At 42.7% G+C, this 18,749-nt stretch carries 14 protein-coding genes; 7 read left to right on the top strand and 7 right to left on the bottom strand.

Going from position 1 to position 18,749, the window contains the following annotated elements; translation table 11 throughout:
* Positions 1 to 64 precede the first annotated feature (64 nt).
* Entirely contained in the window at positions 65 to 586 is a 522-nt protein-coding gene (locus LCH52_07135; GenBank protein MCA0388254.1) for a hypothetical protein, read from the top strand.
* Positions 587 to 815: 229 nt separating this feature from the next.
* Here LCH52_07135 and LCH52_07140 read toward each other — a convergent pair whose 3' ends face one another.
* From LCH52_07140 to LCH52_07155, 4 genes are all read right to left on the bottom strand, one after another.
* Positions 816 to 3,425 carry a valine--tRNA ligase gene (locus tag LCH52_07140; GenBank protein MCA0388255.1) on the bottom strand — a complete coding sequence of 870 codons (2,610 nt, stop codon included), beginning with the start codon at positions 3,423 to 3,425 and terminating at the stop codon, positions 816 to 818.
* A gap of 161 nt (positions 3,426 to 3,586) precedes the next feature.
* Positions 3,587 to 4,360 (bottom strand): hypothetical protein, encoded by a 774-nt coding sequence (locus tag LCH52_07145; GenBank protein ID MCA0388256.1) that lies wholly within the window; start codon positions 4,358 to 4,360, stop codon positions 3,587 to 3,589.
* Positions 4,357 to 4,947: an RdgB/HAM1 family non-canonical purine NTP pyrophosphatase gene (rdgB, locus tag LCH52_07150; GenBank protein MCA0388257.1), complete on the bottom strand. Its 591-nt coding sequence runs from the start codon at positions 4,945 to 4,947 to the stop codon at positions 4,357 to 4,359. The genes LCH52_07145 and rdgB overlap by 4 nt, the downstream gene beginning before the upstream one ends.
* A gap of 23 nt (positions 4,948 to 4,970) precedes the next feature.
* Positions 4,971 to 5,333: a carboxymuconolactone decarboxylase family protein gene (locus LCH52_07155; protein MCA0388258.1), complete on the bottom strand. Its 363-nt coding sequence runs from the start codon at positions 5,331 to 5,333 to the stop codon at positions 4,971 to 4,973.
* Positions 5,334 to 5,475: 142 nt separating this feature from the next.
* On the opposite strand from LCH52_07155, the gene LCH52_07160 reads away from it, so the two are divergent.
* The 3 genes from LCH52_07160 to LCH52_07170 are packed head-to-tail and all read left to right on the top strand — an operon-like array spanning position 5,476 to position 8,122.
* Positions 5,476 to 6,054, top strand: a complete 579-nt coding sequence (locus LCH52_07160; GenBank protein MCA0388259.1) for an RNA polymerase sigma factor — start codon at positions 5,476 to 5,478, stop codon at positions 6,052 to 6,054.
* A 9-nt stretch (positions 6,055 to 6,063) separates the two neighbouring features.
* Positions 6,064 to 7,005 carry a HEAT repeat domain-containing protein gene (locus LCH52_07165; GenBank protein MCA0388260.1) on the top strand — a complete coding sequence of 314 codons (942 nt, stop codon included), beginning with the start codon at positions 6,064 to 6,066 and terminating at the stop codon, positions 7,003 to 7,005.
* Between the two features lies 1 nt (position 7,006).
* A complete protein-coding gene (locus tag LCH52_07170) occupies positions 7,007 to 8,122 on the top strand; it encodes a DUF4097 domain-containing protein (protein ID MCA0388261.1) in 1,116 nt (371 codons plus the stop codon).
* A gap of 4 nt (positions 8,123 to 8,126) precedes the next feature.
* On the opposite strand, the gene LCH52_07175 is transcribed toward LCH52_07170, so the two are convergent.
* Entirely contained in the window at positions 8,127 to 9,260 is a 1,134-nt protein-coding gene (locus LCH52_07175; protein MCA0388262.1) for an aminotransferase class V-fold PLP-dependent enzyme, read from the bottom strand.
* Between the two features lie 112 nt (positions 9,261 to 9,372).
* Between LCH52_07175 and LCH52_07180 the strand changes: the two genes are divergently transcribed.
* The gene (locus LCH52_07180; GenBank protein ID MCA0388263.1) at positions 9,373 to 9,759 is read left to right on the top strand and encodes a TerB family tellurite resistance protein; all 387 of its coding nucleotides are present in this window, start codon (positions 9,373 to 9,375) and stop codon (positions 9,757 to 9,759) included.
* Here LCH52_07180 and LCH52_07185 read toward each other — a convergent pair.
* Positions 9,756 to 11,201: a nitronate monooxygenase gene (locus LCH52_07185; protein MCA0388264.1), complete on the bottom strand. Its 1,446-nt coding sequence runs from the start codon at positions 11,199 to 11,201 to the stop codon at positions 9,756 to 9,758. The two genes, LCH52_07180 and LCH52_07185, sit on opposite strands and share 4 nt — an antisense overlap.
* A 207-nt stretch (positions 11,202 to 11,408) precedes the next feature.
* Complete coding sequence (locus tag LCH52_07190; GenBank protein MCA0388265.1) at positions 11,409 to 12,533, bottom strand: 4Fe-4S binding protein; 1,125 nt, start codon at positions 12,531 to 12,533, stop codon at positions 11,409 to 11,411.
* 257 nt (positions 12,534 to 12,790) lie between these two features.
* On the opposite strand from LCH52_07190, the gene LCH52_07195 reads away from it, so the two are divergent.
* Both LCH52_07195 and LCH52_07200 read left to right on the top strand, forming a co-directional pair.
* Positions 12,791 to 15,865 carry a DUF4082 domain-containing protein gene (locus LCH52_07195; GenBank protein MCA0388266.1) on the top strand — a complete coding sequence of 1,025 codons (3,075 nt, stop codon included), beginning with the start codon at positions 12,791 to 12,793 and terminating at the stop codon, positions 15,863 to 15,865.
* Positions 15,866 to 16,046: 181 nt separating this feature from the next.
* On the top strand, positions 16,047 to 18,743 hold the full coding sequence (locus tag LCH52_07200) for a T9SS type A sorting domain-containing protein (protein ID MCA0388267.1): 2,697 nt from the start codon (positions 16,047 to 16,049) through the stop codon (positions 18,741 to 18,743).
* The last annotated feature ends 6 nt before the right edge of the window (positions 18,744 to 18,749 follow it).

Raw genomic sequence — 18,749 nt, forward strand, 5'->3', positions numbered from 1 at the left:
TTACACAATCGTAAAACACAAATTTACCAATTTTCACACCCTTGTCAACTATTTTTTACACGATATGAAACTTACACTAAAACCATTCTCAAATGAAATCAAATTATCCGTCACTTTTTCAATAAATCAGGGAAAAACCGGACTCGAATGTTCATGGGAGATTACAGGTGATACCTCCACTTTGAGCCTTCCTGTCTATGATTCAAAAGGGCGCAGGCTTTATCTCTGGCTTGATACATGCTTCGAATTCTTTCTGAAGTTCGAAGGAAATCCAGATTACTATGAGTTTAATTTTGCTCCTGACAGTTGTTTCAATATTTTCCACCTCGACAGCTATCGTGCTCCCATAATTGAAACGACTGATTTTACAGTCTCCGGCTTATCCATGGATTTGAGCGATGATCAACTTCAATTCCATGCTCGAATTACTCCCGCTATTAAACTCCCGGCAATGAGAGCCAACTTTCTTCCTTCTATGGTAGTTAAGAAAAAAAACGGCGAAATTTCGTTTTGGGCGTCCGATCATTCTGAAAACAAGCCCGATTTTCATGATGCAGTTACATTTAAAAACGAATTGATTTTTTGAAACTGTATGTTAAATTAAAGGATCAGACAAGTCACTTTAACTTTAATTAATCTTAATTATTAAATGTCTCTATTTCATGTTTTACTTTAGCATGAATTTAAAAATTTTTACATCTCAATTTTAGCAAATTAATATCAGGTAATAAAAATTCCTGCCCGAAGATATTTGCGGAAACAAAAAAAAAGCTGCCCTGATTCAGGACAGCTTTTTGATTTTCTGGTGTTTTAATCTATGAAAGATCTGCCAATATCGCTTCAAGCTTCGAAAGGCTTTCCTCCCAGTCGCGTTTCTTGTTTCTTTCTCTCTCGATAATATCAACGGGAGCACGGGAAACAAACTCCTCGTTCGACAGCTTTTTGTCAAGTCCGGTCAAGCCGCCTTTGATTCGTTCTATCTCTTTTTCGAGACGGGTTCTTTCAACCTCGATATCTATGAGTCCTTCAAGAGGTACATAAATTTCGCAGTCTTTTATCACGGCTGAAGCGCTCTTATGGGGTTTAACTGTATCGTTCCCTGAAAAAATTTCCTCAACCTTTGCCAGTTTTTTTATCAGATCACCATACAGCGGGTCAAAAACATCCGTTTTTAAGTAGAGTTTTACCGGTTTCGAAGGTGCAATTTTCATTTCGCCTCGAATGTTTCTTACAGCGGTAATCAAATTCTGCAGGAATTCCATTTGCTTTTCGCCGGCAACATCCACTTTGGTTTCGTCAACTTCAGGGAACTTGGCAACACTGATAGAGTCACCAGTGTTTCTCGTTTTAATGAGCTGCCAAAGTTCTTCGGTTATGTAAGGCATGAATGGATGAAGAAGTCTCAGTATATTATCAAATATACCAACCGCCTTCTGCGCCGCATCGGCTTTTACTGCCGGATCGTCACTGTAGAATCTGTTCTTGATTAATTCGATGTACCAGTCGCAGAAATCCGTCCAAATAAAACTGTAAATCAGTTTAGAGGAGTTCGTCAACTCGAAATCATCAAGGTTTTTATTCAACTCCCTGATAGTGGAATTTAGTCTGGAATTTATCCACTTGTCAACAAAATCTTCGTTGGCAGGTTTGTAATTCTCATCGTAAACAAATCCATCGGGTGTGTTCATCAAAATAAACCTTCCCGCATTCCAGATTTTGTTTGCGAAGTTTCGACCTATCTCACACTTGTCTTCACTGAATCGTACATCCTGTCCAAGCGGGGCAAGAAACATCATCGTAAATCTTAATGCATCTGCTCCATATTTGTCGATTACATCCAGGGGATCTGGAGAATTCCCGAGAGATTTGCTCATTTTTCTTCCGAGGTCATCTCTTATAACACTCGTAAAATAGACATGCTTAAAGGGGATCTCACCCTGGAAATAGTAGCCTGCCATGATCATTCTGGCAACCCAGAAGAAAATAATATCAGGAGCTGTAACAAGTGCATCGGTGGGATAATAATATTTTTGCTCTTCTTCTGTCATAAAGACATCGTGAGCCCAAAGCCAGCTCGAAGCCCAGGTATCAAGTACATCGTTGTCCTGAAGCCAGTTTTCGGGATCGGATGGCGGCACTGTATCACAATAGATTTCACCCGTTTCGTTGTGATACCAAACGGGAATTCTGTGTCCCCACCATAACTGCCGGGAAATGCACCAGTCTTTTATATTTGCCATCCAGTGTTCATAGGTTTTCACCCAGTGTGGAGGATAAAATTTAATTTCACCTTCACTCACAGCCTTAAGGGCAGGTTTTGCAAGTTCATCCATTTTCATGAACCACTGCTCCGACATGTATGGCTCAACCTGAACATTACCCCGTTGCGAGAAACCAATATTGGTTGTATAGTCTTCAGTTTTCACCATGAAACCCTGTTCTTCGAGCATTTTCACTGCTTTTTTACGGGCTTCATATCTGTCAAGTCCATGGAATTCCACAGGAGCATTGTGATTAAGGGTTGCATCCGGATTGAGAATGTTGATGAACTGCAGCTTGTGTCTGAGTCCGACTTCATAATCATTGACATCATGAGCGGGAGTCATCTTAACTGCACCTGTTCCAAATGTGGAATCGACATAAGTGTCGGCAATAATCTCAATCTCACGACCTGTCAGCGGCAGAATCAGTTTCTTCCCGATGAAATCTTTGTATCTCTCATCTTCAGGGTTGACTGCAACAGCGGTATCACCAAACATTGTCTCAGGTCTTGTGGTAGCTACCACAACTTCGCCACTGCCATCCACCATCGGATATCTGATGTGGTACAATTTGATATTCATTGTTTGATAGTAAACTTCCTCATCCGAAATGGCGCTTTGTGTTTTTGGATCCCAGTTTACCATTCTGTACCCTCTGTAGATAAGTCCGTCTTTATACAGCTTTACAAATGATTCGATTACTTTACCATAATAATGATCATCCATGGTAAAGCGAAGTCTCTCCCAATCACAGCTTATTCCAAGCTTTTTAAGCTGGCTGATGATAATTCCGCCGTATTTCTCTTTCCACTCATGGCAATGCTCCAGGAATTTCTCGCGACCTGTATCCTTTTTGGTTATCCCTTGGGAAGCAAGATGCGCAACCACTTTTGATTCTGTCGCTATAGATGCATGATCTGTACCCGGTACCCAGCAGGCATTGAATCCCTGCATTCTTTTGTGTCTGATAAGGATGTCCTGAATTGAATTATTCAAAACATGTCCCAGGTGGAGCATTCCGGTGATATTCGGGGGAGGAATTACGATGGTGTAAGGAGTTTTTGTTTCATCAACCTCGGATCTGAAAAGTTTGTGGTCTTGCCAGTATTTATACCACTTCGTCTCAACGGGTGACGGACTGTACGCTTTATCTATTTCAATCATCAATTTTCCAAAAATTATAAAATTCAAACTTTAAATATACGGAAATCAGATTGATGTCAGAGATTGCAAGTTTGATGTCAGAGGTTTGAAACTTAAAGTCTTGCTCTCTTTAGCATTACAAAAAAATAAATCATAACTAATAACTCATAACTAAATCAAGTCTATCTAACTACTTCAATCAGTCTTTCCCTGATCCTGTAGTTTGGCAAAAGAAGATCAATTTCACTTCCGGCGAGGAACTGAAAAAGGAAATAATCCCCTTCCTTCCTGACAACACCTGTTTCTTCAGCATACCATACCTCACCCGAATAAGTTAGATTCAGGGGTCCCTGACCCAAATCAGGGATGCTGATTGTAAGGTTGTAACCGACTCTCTCGGCTTTTACACTTCCGGTTACGCCTCTGATGGTATCGGTTACCGTTACGCTCCCAAGATATGTGGCTGTACAGTTGATAATCGGGATGATAACCACATTAAATTTAAAAGCCGACCAGGTTTGTCCCGAATAAAACGGAAGCGACAGTGGAGTTATTTCCCTGTCGATCTGTACGAATGGTTTCAATGTGTCCGGAATGAGACCCGTCACGCCTGTAGTATCCAGATAATAATAAAGACCCCGTTGGGTTTTACGGACCTTCGACCTTTGAATTACACTTCCACCTGAAAAATAGTCGATTTGATCAATTTGCTGAAAATAGGGGGTACCGGCTGTTACCTGTTCACTTCCAAAACTGGTGACTTTGGTTCCAATATTAAAATACTGTGATCCGCCCGAAACCGAATCAACAGAATATCTGCTGATTGCTCCGTTGGGAAGTGGAAAATAATTTTTTACGACAGCAGGAGGCTCCGGTGATACTGAATCTTTACAAGAGGTAAAAATAAACGCCTGAAAAAGGATAACCGGTATTAGAATTGCTCGTTTAATATTCATTTAAAAAGTGCTTCCTTCATTTTTTCCAATGCTTTAAATCTGTGACTAAGTTTATTTTTTGTTTCCATGTTCAGTTCCGCCATTGTCTCGATAAAACCTTCAGGAACAAAAATTGGATCATATCCAAAACCATTGCTTCCCCTCTTTTCCATTATCAGCTCCCCTTCACACTCTCCCCGGGTGGTGATTAGTTTCTCTCCGTCATAAAAAGCAAGCACACAAACATATCTTGCCTTGTATGGGGGGGGAAAATTTTTTATCTCACCCAAAACCTTCCTGAGGTTTTCTTCGTCATCAGCGTTTTCTCCGGCATACCGGGCAGAATAAACCCCGGGAGCCCCGTCAAGGCAGTCAACAGACAACCCGGAATCATCCGCCAGCGATGGAATCCCTGTCAATTTATACGATTCCTCTGCTTTTATAATCGCATTTTCCTCGAAAGAAGTTCCTGTTTCTTCTATATCAGGAAAACCGTCAATGGTATGCACCGAAATAAATTCAAAATCACCGGTCCCAAGAATTGACCGTATTTCCTTGAGCTTCCCTTTATTCTGAGTGGAAACGAATATTTTTTTACCGGTAGGCATCGAAATCTCCTGTCGAATTGTTGTTATGCTGTTGTGTTTTTTCTTGATTCGAAAACCTGCTCCATAAACTCAAAAGCTGATCTGAGATGCGGAATGACAATCGATCCACCGACTATCAATGAAACATTAAATGTCTCCATCAGTTCCTCACGGCTTGCACCCTCAATAATGGATCTCTCAATGTGATAATAAATACAGTCGTTGCATCTCAAAACCATGGAGGCAGAGAGCCCCATCAGCTCCTTCGTCTTGGCATCCAGCGCACCCGGATGATATGCCTTGTTGTCGAGTGCAAAAAATTTCTTAAAATCACTGAACCCGCTGTTCAATATTTTTTCATTCATTTCGGAACGGTAAGCGTTAAATTCGGTCACTTTGGTTTTCACTGTCTTCTCCTTTTTCCATCTGTCGCAAAATATCGCCACTCAAGAAACAATTTTTATAGTTAATGAAAGATTTATAATTTTTGCCTCTGTAACACAACCTTTTTTATTCAAGCCGGGTCTAACCAGTCAGGAAACGGAGGATATGGTTCAAGACAATTATAATCTGATAAAGATGGCAGCCAAAGGCGACAAGGATGCCTTTGAAGCCCTGATCAAAAAGTATGACAGAAAAGTCATTACTTTAGCCTTGAAATATACCCGCTCTGAAGAAGATGCAAAAGACATTTATCAGGAAGTCTTTATAAGAGTTTATAAAAATATTTCAAAGTTTGAGTTCAAGAGTGAGTTTTCCACCTGGCTTTTCAGGATTACTACGAATGTCTGTCTCTCTTATATTGAAAACAGCAAAAAGAGGCAAACGGTTGATCTTTTGGAGAATAACGCACAATCCGATGATGAAGATGCGCCTGCATTCGAAATTGCGGGTTCGGACTTGAACCCGGAGATGCAAATGGGAAATTCAGAATTGAACGAGGCTATCAGACACGCAGTCGACAATCTGTCGGCAAAACAGAAACTCGTTTTTACCATGAAACATTATGAAGGCTATAAATTGAAAGAAATTGCAGAATTGACAGGTCTCGTTGAAGGAACTGTGAAAAGGTATCTGTTCGATGCCACCCTGAAGATGAGAGAATCATTAAAGCAATTTTACAATTAGGTGAAAAAGATGGAACACAAAATTTATACAGAAAAAATTACACTTCTGCTAATGGGCGAGTTGCCCGATAATGAAGCAAAAGCCCTGACTTCACACATCGAATCGTGTAAAGAGTGTGGAGAGGAATTTGAAGCTCAAAAGGCTTTCTTTTCTGATATCGAAAATTCCACTCCCCAATTTAATGTCGAGCGGATTCTTTCAGACTCAAGACGAAATCTGAGAAACAGCATTTACGAAATGGAATATTCCGGAAGCATTTGGGTAAGAATCAGAAATTTCTTCTCCTCACCCGTCTTCGTGCCTGCACTCACGGGTTCATTCGGAATGGTAGCCGGTATCCTCGTCGGAATCTTCTTTTTTGCACACAAATCCCCGAATGTCGACGCTCTTTTTTCCAATGTGGTGGATGGCAAGGAGCCTCAAACCCGCATTACCAATGTGAGATTCAGCGATTCCGACACCCGGGATGGAAACATAACTTTCACATTTGATGCCTACAAAAGAGTAACAATCTCAGGTTCGCCCGATGATCCTGAAATACAGAAGCTCCTCACTTTCTCGATTTTGAACGAGAAAAATCCCGGGACAAGGCTGAACTCCATCAATCTCGTTAACGACAGTTACGACAAAAAGGAGATCGCCGGTGTGAAGGAAGCACTGGTAAGTGCCGCTAAGAACGATGAGAATCCCGGGGTCAGACTCCAGGCACTAAAGACACTCGCCGCACTTCAGTTTGACAATGAAATAAAGAAAACATGCCTTCATGTTCTCATCAACGATAAAGTACCCGGTAACAGAATTGAAGCCATTAATACTCTCGTTAAAGCAATTGAGTCGGGCTTTAAGGCTGATGATGAAATACTCTCAGTCTTCAAAAACCGGCTTGAACAGGAAGACAACCCCTACATAAAAATAAGAGCAAAATCAGTTTTGGATGGAAAGGATCTGTAAAATGAAAAGAATACTTTTATTAGCTCTGTTACTCGCCTTGCCGGTGACAATCACCCATGGTGATGAATTTGATTTCAAGGAATCTTTCACAGTCACACCCGGTGGCACTTTTAATCTCCTGTCCGATTACGGTGAAGTGGAGATAAGAGTATGGGAGAAAAATGAAGTGCTGGTGATTGGTGAAGGCATTTCTGACAAAAATCAGGCGGGATTTACTGCCGACCAGAGAGGTAACTCCATTTATATCGTTTTCAAGAACTATAAAAGATGGGGTGACGGGATAAAGTTTATCGTTACCATACCTTCAAAATTCAACCTGAATATCAATACTGCCGCAGGTGACATTTCCCTCCTCAACAATTCAACAGGGAACCACATTCTTTTTACAGCAGGTGGTGATATAACAACCAGAAATATAACAGGTGATCTGGATGCCTCCACTTCGGGGGGTGAGATCAGAATGGGAAGTGTAACCGGGAAAGTAAAAGCAAAAACTGCCGGTGGAGATGTTATCGCCGCTGACATCGCGGGTGATACTCACCTTCTGACTTCCGGAGGAAATATCGTTGCCGGCACACTCGGCGGCAACGCAAAACTTGGGACAGCAGGTGGAGATATTCAGGTGAATACTGTCGCAGGAGAAGCTTCTCTAAAAACCTCGGGTGGAAATGTATCCGCAAGCCTTCTTAAGGGAAACAGCGAACTCGCAACTGCCGGAGGTTCCATCAATGTGAGGTCTGCAGTCGGAAAACTTGTCGCAAAAACTTCGGGAGGTGAAGTTGTGATAAAAAATCTTGGATCGGATGCTGAAATAAAAACTGCTGCCGGCGATATAAGCATCACATTTGCAGCAGGTAATACCGGGAAAGTAAGGATTTCCAACTCGGCGGGTGATGTTATTGTCAATCTCCCCTCCGCAATTAAGGCTACTCTTAAGGGAAATGTATCGTCATTTGGCTGGGGTGATGAAGTGACTGACGAAGTTCAATCAGACTTCCCTGTTACTACGAAGAAATCAGGCGGAAAAGTTTTGGTGAACTGCAGCATAAATGGCGGAAACGGCGCCACCATTTCTGTTGACCTCACTATGGGGTCACTAAGGATCAGAAAAATATAGTCAGCTACTTGACGCAGGACCTGATAATATCAACTGCTTTGTCGAGTTCTTCAAAAGTATTGTAAAAATGATGGGACATCCTCACATACCCCTCACGAAGTGAAGTGCTTACTTTCTCCTCGGTTAATCTCTGATTTATCATTTTTGACCGGGGAGAAGTAAAACTCACAATCCCCGACAGATTCCTCTCATTATACCTCCCGCACACCGGTTTGATTCCGATCGAATGAAGCCTCTCAATCAGATGTCTGGTATTTTCGATTATTCTTCTCTCAATATTTTCCGGTCCGAAATCCAGTAAAAGTTCGAGTGATCCGAGAAGTGCATTCACACCGATCATGTTAATGGTACCGTTTTGAAGTGCGTCCGCACTCTTCTTAAAGACAAAACTGTAGTCAAGGAGTGATGTCTGGTTCTCCATCGATGCCCAGCCAACAAATCTCGGAGTTATTTCATGCTGAAGTTCTTCTGTTATATAGATAAACGAGAGTCCCATCAAACCAAGCAGCCATTTTTGGGTACCGCATGAGAGAAAATCGATATGACAATCTTTAACATCGATTTGCAAGGCTCCCAGAGCCTGAATCGCATCCACACTGAAAATTATATTGTGTTCCCGGCAATAATCACCAATCTTCTTCAAATTACTTCTGTAACCGCTGAGGAATTGAACGGCACTGATCGAGATCAGTCTGGTTTCCGGTTTAACGGCAGCGAGTATGTCAACCGAATTTACAGCCCCTTTTTTGGAGTGAACGAAGTCAATTTCCACACCCTGATTCTTTAGATTCAAAAAAGGATAGACATTCGAAGGAAATTCCACATCATTAAGTAGAATTCTGTCACCAGGCTTCCAGTTGATTCCCTGTGCCAGAATGTTCAAACCAGTCGATGTGTTGTCAAAAAATGCGAACCGGTCAGGATCACCGTTAATCAACCTTCCAAGTTTTATTTTCGCTTCTTCCGCATCCGCCATCCACTGACTCATATCGTCAATGTGCGTTTCGCTTCTTCGCTTCAGAAAAAGATTTGCATGATCTATAACAGGTTGAGGTACGGGGGAAAGTGAGGCATGATTCAGGTAAATCTTCCCCAGTTTGAGATAGGGAAACTGCTCACGGACTTGATCGATCGTCATTTTTGTGACTCTTATTTTGAACGCAAATTTTAAATAATTAGCTTGTAAGTTAATATTTTAATTTGATACCTGACAAATATTCCATATAATTGCGAATTAAACAGGAGTTTTTTTGTCTATTAATCATTACGCAAAACTAAAAAATCTCGGATATCTCTATCTGGCTTTCGCACATCTTTCGGATACGGTTCTGAGTGAGGAAGAGACCGGAGAGATCAAAAGAATACTTTCAAAGAGATCTGAGGGCACTGACCTGAAGGAAATCTCCTCTTTGTGGGATGATATTGTTGGCTGGTATAACAAATCGGCTGATCAGAGAATTCAGGTAGTCTACTCCATCGCAGCAAAACTGAATGTGGATCTCGAGACAGACATCGAAAAGGGCGCCATACTCGATGACCTCCTGAGCATAGCAAATGCAGACCAGGATCTCGCTGATAATGAGAAATCCTTCATCAGATCATTAGCCGAAGCATGGGGAATCGATTTTAGTCTTTAGGTTTTCCTGATTTCCGGCTTCTCCTGATACTTACCCAAAAGATAATTGACTGCGTCGGCTGCACTGTAAGTGTCGTCGCTGTGTTTCATCAAAACCGGCAAAAATTCAAGATCATCACCTAGAGTGATCATTGGCGGTTCCACTTCATCGCCTACCCCGGCGGTTGCGAGCAGACCGTTGCAAAGGCAGCCTCTTCCTTCGAGGTCGTCGGGATTTCCTCCCTTTGCAATAAATTTTTCGTAAGGTTCGGCAGCACATCTTAATCCCGTTTTTCCATCCTCTTTTTCATAGGGAGTTACCAAAAGTCCTTTATTGCAGACTCTCACTCTCGAATCATAGGTTTCCTTTTCGGAAATTGTGCCTTCAACTTCTGCAAGCTTGAAGGGAAAACCTGTAGGGGAAATTCTGGCATCGGTCCTTACATTTAACTTCCCTTCAAAACCCGTTTTACTGATTTTTTTACGCAAATCAGGTTCCATTCCCGATTCTTCCGAGAGAGCAAAGATGCTTCCTGCCTGAATTCCCGCAGCACCTATGGAGAGAGCATATCTCAGTTTTTCAGGTGTCGCATGCGATCCTCCAATCCAAAACGGCAAGCCAAGTGAAGCGATTTCCTTGTAATTGACCAGGTCTTTTTCGCCGTAAACCGGAGATGCACCCGGTAATGCACTGGGGTCTGGTCTTCGAGGCGGGGCATTGTGACCGCCTGCAGTAGGTTCCTCGACTACGAATCCGTCAACACTGCCTTCAGGTGATTTTTTCAAAAAGAGTGTGGCAAGGAGATTCGATGCAATTATTGGAAGAAATTTTGGTCTTTTCAATTCGGGGAGCGCGGCTCCAAAAAATTTTGCCGGATCAAACCGCATCGCAAAGCTCTTGATATTGTCACCTGTTACAGGTATCGAATATGTCGTCTCACGGTGATTTACAATATCATTTATCAGATGAGGAATCTGTAGAGGTATCCCCGCACCCATTGTGATAATATCAACTCCTGCCATTATTGCACCGGTTAGTGCATAAATATGAGGCATTGCTATCTTTTCGAGGTAATTGATGCTTACAGGTTTGTCATGCCCTTCTTTTGCCAGATTAACCATGGCAAAATTGGCGCAAATTATCAGTGCGATCAATAAGCCGGAAGGATTTAAATTGATGTGTGAAATTCCCTTGAATGGAGTGGATTTAGCCTTCCCTCCGGGAAGATAAAACTTATTGAAGATATCTTTCACTGTCGCTTGAAAAGGGAAAGATGCCAGAGCTCTACGGAAATTCTCTCCCGGGTCACCCATCTGAAGAGAACGCACCATTACCCATTCCAGTGCAGTGCCTGAAATCGTACCTTGCTGGTTTAATCGGGAAACAGTACTCGCCAATTGTGGACTGGATATATTTACACCCATTCCACCTTGAATTATCAATGGAAGTTCATTGTGGTTCATTGCTAAACTTCCTCCTTTATTAAAATGATTCCTGATTCTTCAATCCTTTTACACGAATCAAATCCCACTTCGCACGGTACTTCGCGGTCTATAATCGCCTCTTTGCAAAAATTATGAATGTTCCTGATAATCTATTATTAATCTGTGTATATAATGGTGCTATAATATCCCCACAAAATTCATTTAGCCGTTCCTGATTCTCACCGGTCACTTCGTTGCAGCTTCCTTCGCTTCCCTGTTTCTCTGCTCAATAAGTCTTTTCCCCTCTTCATTTTCCATGCCAGTCGGATGGCCCAGGCTGTTTCGCATCTGAATATAGACTTCATACTCCTCTTTAGTTACTTTGTTCTGCCAGTTTCCTGATATGATCCCCAAAGCAATAAAAAGGAAGAAAACGCCAAGAACAAGAGGAGTCACGAATTTTTTTGTGACCCGTCTACCGGTTACAACTTCCTTTAAGTAAAGTGCGTCTCTAACAGGACAGGCATCCACACATTTCATACAAGACGAGCATTCATCTGAAAGAACGACATTTACCTTTTCCACTTTTATCTTGTTGGGGCACGCCAAAGTACACAGACTGCATGAAGTGCACTTGTCGGCATCCCGTTTTATTTTTACAGGACTCAACAAAGAAAATATCCCTAAGAGTGCACCGTATGGACAAAGGTAACGGCACCAGAAGTTTCTCACCAGAACTGATAACAGAAAAAGCACAGCTATTACACCAAATGCAAACTGTGATATATCCGCAAAAAAGTAGTACATTTTTACATCGGATATAATATTGTATGGGCTGTCGAGAAATGATTTAAGGGCTGCAACTTCCATTGAGAGAAATATCGCATACACAAAAAAGCCAAGTAAAAGATACTTCAGACTTCTTAATGGATAGTCCAGCCAGCGGGGCATCCTTAATTTCCGCTTAAAAAGTTTCATCGCAATCCTGTCACCAAAATCACCTATCGCCTCTGATATTGATCCTACCGGACAAATCCAGCTGCAGAATGATTTTCCAAAAAGGAATGAAAGACTTACTATGCCAAGAAAAATAAAAAAACCGGCCGGGTGAGCTTTATGCAACTCACCTGTGATAGCGAAGTAGTAAACGCTCATCATCGAGCTTATCGGGAGAAATGCCTCCACTCCCGGAGGGCGCGAAAAACTCCCTTCGGCTCCTCCTGTTTCAAAATACTTTGTGAAATAATAAAACTCCACTCCAATCCATAGACAGATGATTATGAATGCCAGTTGAACCCATAACCGGTGGTTTTGAAGTTTTATTTCTCTTGCTTTTTTTATGTTTTTAGGTTTTATTTTTTCCTGTTCCATCGTGCTTTTCCAAATCAGATAAAATTGTCTGATTAAATTTACAGCTATTTTCACAATTAAAAAAATGATTTTTTTATCACTTTGTTCAGCATCGTATTCTCATTATGAGACACTAACCAATCTCATTATGAGACACTTCGCAAAACCTGCCTCCCAATGACGCTCATTATGCCTGATTTTGGCATATTTATTTTGGCACTATTTTTGCAGCATAGGTTCGTTATATATATTTAATAATACCAAAGTGAGAGATTAAAATGCAACGAATATTACGCATTTTCAGCTTTACATTTCTGTTTACACTATGGCTGATGCTTCCGGCACAGACATTTGGACAGATAACCATTTTCACTACGCAGGTACCTGCCTCAACAGGTGCAGATGGTGATTATGAGCTTGGCACTAAGTTTACTGCCTCTCAACCCGCTTTAATCCAGGCGATCAGATTTTACAAAACCGCCGGAGAAACGGGATCTCATACAGGCAAGCTTTTCTCAGCTTCAGGTACTCTTCTTTCATCGGTGGTCTTCACGGGTGAAACCGGTTCGGGCTGGCAAACCGCCGTCCTGCCGTCTCCTTACCTTATCGAGGCTAATACAGTTTTTGTGGTTTCTGTTAATGTCAACACAGAATATCCTATCACACAAAACGGACTTGCCACTTCAATAACAAACGGATTTCTTTCAACTGTTGCTGATGGCAACAACGGTGTGTTCAATGTCAACCCGGGACTTTTCCCAAACCAGTCATTCAACAATTCCAACTATTTTGTTGATGTGGTTGCGGTTACACCCCCGAATTCAATATTTACTACTCAGGTACCTTCCGGCGAATTTAACGATGGTCCCTACGAACTCGGTGTAAAGTTTTCCGTTTCTAAAGTATCCACTATTAAAGCCATTAAATACTACAAAACGCCAGGTGAAACAGGTACACACATTGGACGAATTTGGGATATCTACGGAAGACAACTCGGTCAGTTTACTTTTACTAACGAGACAGCTTCCGGATGGCAGACTGTGGAAGTTACAGGTAACTACGAGATTTACCCTGAAAATGTTTATTTCGTTTCAGTTAACTCCAACACAGCTTATGGCGCTACCCAAAATGCTCTTGCTACCCCTGTCACAAACGGAATAATATCAACCGTCGCTGATGGAGCCAACGGTGTATATGGCAGCTCCGGTACTTTTCCGACAAATTCCTATCAGAATTCCAACTACTTCAGAGATATTGTTGTTGAGGAAATATTAAACCCGATGGTTCCACCCGTCGAGCTATCATGGCCCGTAAACGGTGCCCAGATTTATTCCAACAGTGCTCAATTTTCATGGTATCTCCCCTGGGGTATGGGAGCAGGCTTCCATTTCGACCTGTTGCTTTCAACAGACCCCAACATGGCTACCTATACAATGTACAACCCGGGATCGAACCAGCTTTACACAGTTAACGGACTTCTTCCCGGTACCACATACTATTGGAGAGTCAGAGTTCATAATATTATTGGATGGGTTTACAACACTTCTGTGATCGAGAGTTTTGTAACTCCGGCAGGTCCAAGTGTTCCACTCCCCGTACTTTCATGGCCGATAGGCAACCCGACAGTATATACACTCTCACCCACACTTTACTGGTATCACAATGAACCGGCATTCGGTCTTTCTTATGAAATAGAAGTTGTTCAGGGTGAACCCGCTGCCCTTACAGGCACAGCGAACATTCTGCCGACAACAAATAAATTTGTTCAGTTAAACGGACTTACCCCGGGTACAAAGTACAGTTGGGCAATCCGTTCAGTTTCAGGAAGTGGTGCCTCCGCATGGTCAACACCTGCTTCCTTTACAACTCTCACCGTCCCGTCTGTCGTGGTACCAACTCCGTCATGGCCCCTCGGTGGAGCCGTTATCTATACAACCAGTCCAAAACTCTACTGGTATCTCGGAAGTGACGGTACAGGACTGACTTATGAAGTAGAGCTCGTGTCGGGTACAAATCCATTCACAGGAAGTGCTACTTACACAAATATTACATCACTTAATTATCAACTCAGCAACCTCCCAAGTGGCACTGACTTCAAGTGGAAAGTCCGCTCCAAAAGAGGGACTTCATATTCCAACTGGTCTGATGCAGCTCTTTTCTCAACAGTTGCTGAAGTCGCAAGTACACCTCCTGTAGTACCACATCCGTCATGGCCTGTAGGTGGTGCAACTGTTTACGCCACTTCCACCACCCTCAGATGGTGGCTTGGAACTGCTTCCGATGGATATACTTACGAAGTTGAACTCAGAGCGGGTGCGCTTCAAGCTTCTCCTACTGCGACAGGTTTGACAAATCCCTGGTTGAATGTGCCACAATTGCTTGCAGGTACAACCTACAACTGGGCGGTAAGATCGCTTAAAAACGGAGTGTACTCGGCATGGTCGACCGGTGAAGCTTTCACTACAATAGCTTCCACCCCTGTAGCCGTTACACCTGTTCTCTCCTGGCCCATCGGCGGAACTACAATTTATACCACAACACAGCAGCTCTCATGGTATTTGAACTCCGCATCAACAGGTTTAACCTACAACCTGAAATATTCAACATCACCAGCTATGAGCGGCGCCACAACAGTGACCAATCTCACGAACAGCAGATATGAACTTACAGGTCTGTTACCCGGAACTACCTATTATTGGCAGGTTCAATCGACCGACGGAGTGGTTTCCTCTGCATGGGCAACTCCTGAATCGTTTGTTACATGGTCGGGAACATGGGCTGTCAGACCAATAACCGGTAGCCCTGTCGACGGAATTCAACTTTCGACCTCCGCTCCTGTACTTTCGTGGATCGTTCCTACAAGTGGTGATATCTCCGGATATGAAGTTCAGTACGCAAATAATCCTGAATTTAGCAACGCAACCACCTTGCAATCACAGATTACCAATCTCGTGATTACTTCAGGACTGCAGAATACCACCTACTGGAGAGTTCGCTCTAAAAATGCAAATGGTGATTTTTCTGCATATTCAGATGCAGCATCATTTATTCCGGCATCACCAAACTCGGTGAAAGAGCAAAGCATTCCGGAGAATTTTGTTCTCGAACAGAATTACCCGAATCCTTTTAATCCTTCAACCACCATTAAATTTGGTGTACCCGTCACGGGGAATGTATCCCTGAAGGTTTATGACAATCTTGGCAATCTTGTTGCCACCCTTCTTAATGATGTAAAAGAAGCCGGAACACATCTGGTTTCCTTCAATGCATCAAATCTTGCCAGCGGAATTTATTTCTACAGACTTGAAGTTGCAGGCACTTCAGTTTCTAAAAAAATGCTTCTGCTCAAGTAAATCAATTGTTGAATGTGTACCCTCATCCTGCAATCTTGCGGGATGAGGGTTTTTTTTTGTTATTTCGCATCGAATTTTCACTCTTTTACCCCGGAATGCACTCCAGCAGAGGTTAATAACTTGTAATCTCGAAAAAATTTCCCTAAGTTGTTTTATATTTTAAATTTTCTTGGTGGTTGAAATGAAAACGAATCATTTCCTGGTCTCTTTAATCGCCCTCTCCTCTTTCCTTGTACCACAGGGAAAAGTATACCTGGTCCTCGGTTCCGATACCGCAATCTGGGACGGGATGAGCACCTCCAGGTACAACTGCACCTATAATATCCAGTTGTTTACAGATGTCAATAAAAATCCATATAAAGTTATGGAGCCTTCATTTAGAAATCGTTTTACCGACTCCTTCGGCACCCCCGTTAAACTGACATGGTGGATGATGGCAGGTAACATCTTCCGTTTTGCGACCAACAATAATGTCCCTGTACCCAACACAATGACACTCTGGTTGATGAAAAAATATTACGGACAAAGTATTGCACGGTGGGGAGACGAACTTACTCTCCATTATCACACCTTTGGCTGGACAGATTACGATAATGACGGTGTGTTTTGGTGGAATCAAACCGAGCAGTTTGCAGAATTGAGAGATGATTTTGATGTCACCCTTGCACAGTATCTCCTCGAAGAAAACACTTTTCCCGTTTCTTTCAGAAGCGGATGGCACTACATGGATAACGGATGGCAGAATTATCTGAATACCCTTCTCCCCTACAGCCTGCACAACGATTATCCAGCCAAAAGAACTGATCTGACCGAGCCTCGCGACAACAATTACGACTGGTCACTTTCCTCCCCTGAATTCGTTCCATTTCACCCCTCTCCGCAGAACTACCAACTCGCCGGAACCGGAAAGGGATGGAATGTAAGATCAGAATATATGGGATCAGTCTCCACAACAATGATGAACAATATCTTCTCAAAAGCCAACCAGGGTACCGACCAGCTCGCATGCTTCTGGTCGCACCTCCCAGAAGGGACTTTTCTTGATGAAATTGCCCATGTCGATTCCCTTGCTCACAAAGCAGCACTCCTCTATCCCAATGTCAAGTTTCAGTACTGTACAGCCGTTGAAGCCTACCAACTTTGGCGAAAAGGAACTGATACTATAAAACCTGAACTTGCACTTTCTGAGGAAGTGTCGGGGATTCAAAGGAAATTCGTAATCTCAACGAACGAACCAATCTTTCAAAGTCAGCCATTTGTCGCAATTAAAGATATCTATTACCGGTATACAGTCGCAGATTGCATCCAGACGGCACCGGGAACCTGGAAAACCGTCAACTCTTTTTTTGTTGATGATCTTATGAAAGTTGGAACCGCTATTACCGACACAATGGGAAATCTCTCGACAGCATTTATAAGATACAAACCCGATGATATGTTTGTTGATAATCTTGATCAGGGCTACTCGGAACTGGCAGGTTCCTGGTCGAACAGTGCCGCAGCAGCCTGGGGTATCAATTCAAGGGTGGCGACCATTCAGCCGGGTGATTCCGCAAAAGTAAGATGGAACTTTATCCCCTCACAATCCACCTGGCATTCGCTACACCTCCAATTTCCTGAGGTTGCCAACCGGCTCGATTTGCTCGATCTACAAATTTTCAAAAACGGCTTCCCGGTTGAAAACTTTAGCTGGCAGAATAACTCACCCGGAAATAAATGGGCATATCTGACATCAAAAGAATTTGAGTCCGGTTCGCTCTACAGTTTTATTGTAACCGGCAGAAACATGACTTCAACTCCTAAGATAATGAGCGCGGATGTGATCAGGATATCCGCCAATGTCCGGAACAGATACCTCGTCTGTGAAAAAACATTCCTCAATCTTGGTGAAGTAAACGAAATGGATACTCTGGTTTTTGATGTACCCGTCAGAAACGAAGGAATAAACGACCTGACCCTTTTTTCCGTTCTGTCTGTTACCGGTAAGATAAAACCAACGGTAAGTTATCCACAGTCAGTTCCCGGAATGTCACCATACAGAATTGGATTACAATTTATCCCTTCTCAAAGAGGTGTGCATACCGATACAGTGATAATAATAAGCAACGACCCTGTGAACGGTTTTCTTAAAATTCCTGTGACGCTTACGGTTATGCCTTATTTTGAAATAGTTGACGATAATGATTCTCTAAACTACAGCGAGTCAGGAGCATGGTATAAAAGCGTAGCACAGGCATACGGCACCTCAAGCAGGTATGCATACATCAACACAACCACGCCTCCACCTGTGGCAACTTTTTCGTGTGTGATTCAGAAAACCGGCTTGTTTGATGTTTCATTCATTGTTCCTGTAACTACAAACAGCGCCAACAATGCCCTCTATATCATCAAAAGGGATGGCATTGCAATTGATTCGTTTCATGTAAATCAGAATTCGAACAGCGGATATTGGAGGACTCTCGGAAGATACCAGTTTGCCGCTGGAGACAATATCTCTGTGTCAGTTGTGGACTCCAGAGAGAGTACAACAGGTCCCGTGATAAGGGCTGATGCCGTCAAAATTTCCACGGCAGACCCGACAGGTACAGGAGAGGGGAAAAATCCACTCATCCCTGAAAAAACCACGCTCTATCAAAATTTCCCGAATCCATTTAATCCGGTCACAACTTTTCGCTTTAACCTCGCCGAACCGGGTTATATCAGATTGGCTGTTTACAATGCTGTCGGAGAGCTGGTTGCAACTCCACTGCAACAATTCATGCAACAGGGAGCCCATTCGTATATTTTTGATGCCTCCGGTCTGACGAGCGGTATCTACCTCTATCGTTTGGAGACAGGTAACGAAAAGTTATCGGGTAAGATGATAATATTGAGATGACATTTG

This window comes from Bacteroidota bacterium (assembly GCA_020161395.1).
Lineage (GTDB): Bacteria > Bacteroidota > Ignavibacteria > Ignavibacteriales > Ignavibacteriaceae > UTCHB3.

Coding starts and splice junctions, on each gene's coding strand:
- LCH52_07170 (MCA0388261.1), top strand. CDS start 7,007: ATGAAAAGAATACTTTTATTAGCTCTGTTACTCGCCTTGCCGGTGACA.
- LCH52_07200 (MCA0388267.1), top strand. CDS start 16,047: ATGAAAACGAATCATTTCCTGGTCTCTTTAATCGCCCTCTCCTCTTTC.
- LCH52_07135 (MCA0388254.1), top strand. CDS start 65: ATGAAACTTACACTAAAACCATTCTCAAATGAAATCAAATTATCCGTC.
- LCH52_07195 (MCA0388266.1), top strand. CDS start 12,791: ATGCAACGAATATTACGCATTTTCAGCTTTACATTTCTGTTTACACTA.
- LCH52_07175 (MCA0388262.1), bottom strand. CDS start 9,260: ATGACGATCGATCAAGTCCGTGAGCAGTTTCCCTATCTCAAACTGGGG.
- LCH52_07145 (MCA0388256.1), bottom strand. CDS start 4,360: ATGAATATTAAACGAGCAATTCTAATACCGGTTATCCTTTTTCAGGCG.
- LCH52_07160 (MCA0388259.1), top strand. CDS start 5,476: ATGGTTCAAGACAATTATAATCTGATAAAGATGGCAGCCAAAGGCGAC.
- LCH52_07140 (MCA0388255.1), bottom strand. CDS start 3,425: ATGATTGAAATAGATAAAGCGTACAGTCCGTCACCCGTTGAGACGAAG.
- LCH52_07190 (MCA0388265.1), bottom strand. CDS start 12,533: ATGGAACAGGAAAAAATAAAACCTAAAAACATAAAAAAAGCAAGAGAA.
- LCH52_07185 (MCA0388264.1), bottom strand. CDS start 11,201: ATGAACCACAATGAACTTCCATTGATAATTCAAGGTGGAATGGGTGTA.
- LCH52_07165 (MCA0388260.1), top strand. CDS start 6,064: ATGGAACACAAAATTTATACAGAAAAAATTACACTTCTGCTAATGGGC.
- rdgB (MCA0388257.1), bottom strand. CDS start 4,947: ATGCCTACCGGTAAAAAAATATTCGTTTCCACTCAGAATAAAGGGAAG.